Source organism: uncultured Acinetobacter sp. (genome assembly GCF_947624825.1).
Lineage (GTDB): Bacteria > Pseudomonadota > Gammaproteobacteria > Pseudomonadales > Moraxellaceae > Acinetobacter.
The window spans coordinates 1-4,686 of record NZ_CANQLZ010000103.1 but is presented as its reverse complement, the minus strand read 5'-3'; the positions used below and the strand labels follow the sequence as shown (position 1 = coordinate 4,686).

The following is a 4,686-nucleotide window of genomic DNA, read 5'->3' as shown; positions in this document are numbered from 1 at the left end:
CCACTTACCCAAGTTACGCCTTAAATTTGGCTCAATTAGGGGCGCTTTGCATTTCAAATCTTTGTGCAACAAAGCCAATGTAAACTATAAGCAAGATGATCCTGTGTGGGCATACTTCCAAATCACGCCACCAGTAAAAGATGCACCTGTAGCACCGACTATGGTTGAGCCTGTGGCACCAACAGGACAAGCGAGTTGTGAAGCGGGTGCAGGCTATGATGCAGTTGCATGTACAGCATATCAAACAGCATATCAAACAGCATATGAGCAATATGAAAAAGATAAAGAAACATATGAGCACGGTCTAGCGCAATATAAAAAAGATCTAGATGCTTGGGGCGAGGAAGATGAATCTGCTTATCAGGCGCTTAGTGATGTAATCGAAGCCTATAATCAAAAATTTAGCAATTCAGAATTTAAGAAATGGACACAATACGAAGTCAAAGAAACCAAGTTTAAGAGTGAAGTCATAAATTCTGCTCCTGCTGAAATTGTTGCTGGTGGTGACATCAATCTATATGGTGATGCCTTTACAAATGATAAAAGTTTTGTATTGGCGGGGAAAACACTGAATGTTCAAATTGAGGAAGAAAACTTAAATCATCTTGATGGTAAAGGTGTTGAAATCATCAAGCAAACGGGGACGAGCCAATATACTTATTCCAAATGGCGGGGTGGATTTAAACGCTACCATCAACGCAAATGGGGGGATAAAGTTACCTACAATCCCGCAGATGAAGTGTCAGAGATTGCCTTACCTGTGAATAAATGGTTGGGCAATTTTGAAAATCACACCTCTAACCACAATATATCGAATGTTATTGCCGGTAGCGCTTTGAGCAATGCCACAGCAGGAGAGTTACCAGATCAGCAAGTCGATCGTCAGCAACAAGGTCAGTCTAATCAAGTTACCGTTGATGGTGGACAAAGCCTTTCGGTAAATGGGCAAACTGCTGATGTACCCAATTCGCCAAATCAATTAGATGTGACTTCTCAAAATGATCAAAAGATAGAGGCTGAACAACGCCAAGTTAAATCAGTTGATTCTGCAAAGAATCTACAAGCGGGTGATGCAAATACAGCAATGACCAAAGGTCAGGGTGAAATTGAAATTCGTTCTGTATCTATGGATTTCATGAATCTGCCAAGCAATGCACTGTTTAGTACAACCCAAGACAGTCAGGCAAAATATCTAGTTGAAACAGATCCTGCATTTAGTAATTATAAAAATTGGCTATCATCCGACTATATGTTGGATGCTATGAATATTGATCCAGCGATGAAGCAAAAGCGTCTGGGTGATGGCTACTATGAACAACGCTTGGTTCAAGATCAAATTGCTCAACTGACAGGACACCGTTTCTTACAAGGCTATGGCAATGATGAGGAGCAATATCAGTCATTGATGAATAATGCTTTAAGCTTCGCAAAATTATATAACCTTAGACCTGGTATTGCGTTGACTGCAGCACAGATTGCGCAATTAACGACAGACATTGTTTGGTTGGAAGAAAAAACCGTCAAGCTTTCCGATGGTACGACAACGAAAGCATTGGTTCCGCAAGTCTACGTGAAAGCTCGTGCAGGTGATTTAAAAGGTGATGGTGCATTGATCAGTGCAGATCAAGTCAATATTCAAGTGAAAGGTGATGTTCTTAACAATGCAACCATTGCAGGGCGTGAAGCAATCCAAATCTCAGCGGATAATATTCATCAGTTGAGCGGTCGGATGCAGGCAAACCAGATTGATTTAAAGACGATAAAAGATTTAAACAATATTGGTGGCACGATCACCGCTGTTGGGTCTGCAAGTTTAAATATTGGTGGTGATTTTAACCAAGATAGTACGACACAAACAACCGCAAATAAAATAGGTGCGAGTGAATTTACTCGTGAAGGATTTGATCGTAAAGCGGGGATATACATAACAGGAGCACCGCTGAATTCAGTTAACAGTAACACAGAGAACTTAAGTACCACACTGACCATACGAGTAGACGGAGACACAACGCTGAAAGGTTCAGAAATTGTGAACAAAAATGGTTCGAGTAGTATTAAAACTGAGGGTAATTTAAATATAGGTGGTGTGAACACCTCGATTAATAATCGTGGTTATGCAAATAAAGATAATTTCAATTACGAGAAAAAGCAGGAAGATATTGGTTCTGTGATTCAGAGCGTAGGGGATACCCATTTACAAGCTGAAAATATCACAGTAAAAGGTTCACAAATTTCCAGTGAGCAAGGATCGACCATACTATCAGCCCAGCAAAATATTGATATTTCAGAAGGTCGAAAGTTATCAGATACAGAGCAGGCATTTAAAGTTAAAGAAAAAAGTACGTTTAGTAAAACGGTACGCCAGGGTCATGTACGAAACATGAGTGATGAGGCAATTGCTAGTACTATTGATGGTGAAAATGTCATCCTTGATGCAAACAATATTGATATTCGTGGGAGTAATGTTGTTTCAGATGAGTTGACACAAATTCAAGCCCAAGAAAATGTAACGATTACGGGTGCACAAAATCAATATTTAAACTATTCGGAATCGAGTGTTAAAAAGTCAGGTTTGATGTCGAGTGGAGGTATTGGTTTTAGTATTGGTTCAAAAAAAGAGCGAACAGAACAAGAACAGACTCAGCATACCAATACAGGATCGAACATTGGGAGTTTGAATAGTAATGCTAATATTATTGCAGGAAAAACCTATCAGCAAACTGGCAGTACGGTGTCATCAACACAAGGTGATGTGAATATATTGGCACAACAAGTCAATATCGAAGCGGCTAAAGAACAAAGCACCAGTGATTACAAACATGAGATGGAACAAAAAGGTTTAACCCTTGCAGTCAATGTTCCTGTGGTCACTGCGGTGCAGTCGGTATTAGATTCATCAAAACAAGTCGGTCAAAGTAAAAATGACCGAGTCAATGCTATGGCGACTGCCAATGCTGGATTTGATGCTTATAAAGCTGGGCAATCCCTCGGCAAACTTGCAGGGGCACTTTCCGATGCAAGCAAACTCAATGAATCGATGGAAGTAGGTATTAGCCTCACATATGGCGAACAGAAGAGCAAGGAAACGCGTCATACAGAAAGTAATACTGCGAGTCAAAGCCAAGTTTATGCAGGTGGTACAACCAATATTGTAGCGACTGGTGCAGGCAAAGATTCCAATATCAATATTATTGGTTCTGATGTTGTGGGTCTACAAGGTACCCATTTAGCAGCAAACAACGATGTTAATATTAAAGCTGCAGAACAAAAAGTGATTGAAGAGTCAAACAATAAGAGTTCAGGCTGGAATGCAGGTGTAACCATCAGCAACCAAACAGGACTGGGGGTTACAGCAGGAGGCAATCTTGGAAAAGGCAAAGGAAATGGCACTGACACAAGCTATGTGAATAGTCATGTCGGTTCTAAAGACAGTCTAACGACAATCAGTAGTGGCAATGCGACCAATATTATTGGTGGGCAAATTCAAGGTAAGGGCATCCAGATAGATGCCAATGAACTGAATGTTGAAAGCTTACAAGATAAAGCGACCTATAAGAGCAAACAACAAGATATTTCAGGCCAAATTAGTTTTGGGACAAATGGCGGTAATGCATCAGGCAGCTTTAGTAAGTCGAATGTTGATGCCAATTATGCATCAGTTAATGAGCAGTCTGGCATTTTTGCTGGTGATGATGGCTACCAGATCAATGTTAAAAATAACACGGATCTAAAAGGTGCACTTATTACCTCTACGCAACAAGCAGAAGATCTAAAGAAAAATAGCCTTGATACAGGGACTTTAACTAAATTAGATATTCAAAATGAAAGTGAATACGATGCCAAAGGTATCAGTTTAAGTGCTGGATTTAATGCAGGAAGAACTGGTTCAACAGGACAAAAACAACCGAATATAGTGCCTTCATCGGCAAGTGAAATCGATCAACATGCATCAAGTATTACAGGTGTAAGTAAGTCGATTGGTTTTGGCTTAGACAGTGACAAAGACAGCAGTGTGACTCGAAGTGGAGTCAATACTTCAAATATCACGATACGAGAAACAATTCGTCAGGAAGCCCTGACAGGTAAAACAGCAGAGCAGATCAAATCTGAAATTTTAACGGATCTAACGACTGATACAGCACGAGAAAATAGTGGTACGCTGAAGAACAACTTTGATAAAGAAAAAGTTCAAAGTGAAATTAATTTACAGATGGATGTGACGAAGAAGTTTGATGCGAATCGTCAGGAAGTACGTACGGAAATTAATAAAAGGTTAGATGAAGCTAAAAAAGCCAAAGAAGCAGGCACACTGAGTGAAATTGAGTTTAACAAGAAACAGCAACAACTTCAGACCTTAGGCATATTGGTAGATAGTATTTCAGCGGGCTTGTCAGCACCAACAACAAGTGGATTGGGCATAGCGGCAGCTACATTAAGCCCTGCAGCAAGTCACGAGATTGGTCAATACTTTAAATCTAATGATGCGGAAGGAAGTGCAGCGCATATTTTAGCGCACACTGTGTTGGGTGCAGCAGTTGCAGCAGCAGGTGGCAACGATGCATTGCTTGGGGGAGTTTCTGCAGGTGGAGCAGAAAAGGTAGCTCCTTTACTTTCAAGCTATTTGTATGGCAAAGAGGCAAAAGATTTAACTGCAGATGAAAAATCTACTATTAGTTCAATCACTGG

Annotated in this window: 1 pseudogene; it reads left to right on the top strand. The window is 40.4% G+C overall.

The annotated features are described in order from the left end of the window. Positions 1-475: 475 nt before the first annotated feature. Positions 476-4,686, top strand: a pseudogene (locus Q0017_RS13320) (hemagglutinin repeat-containing protein); the annotation flags it as partial.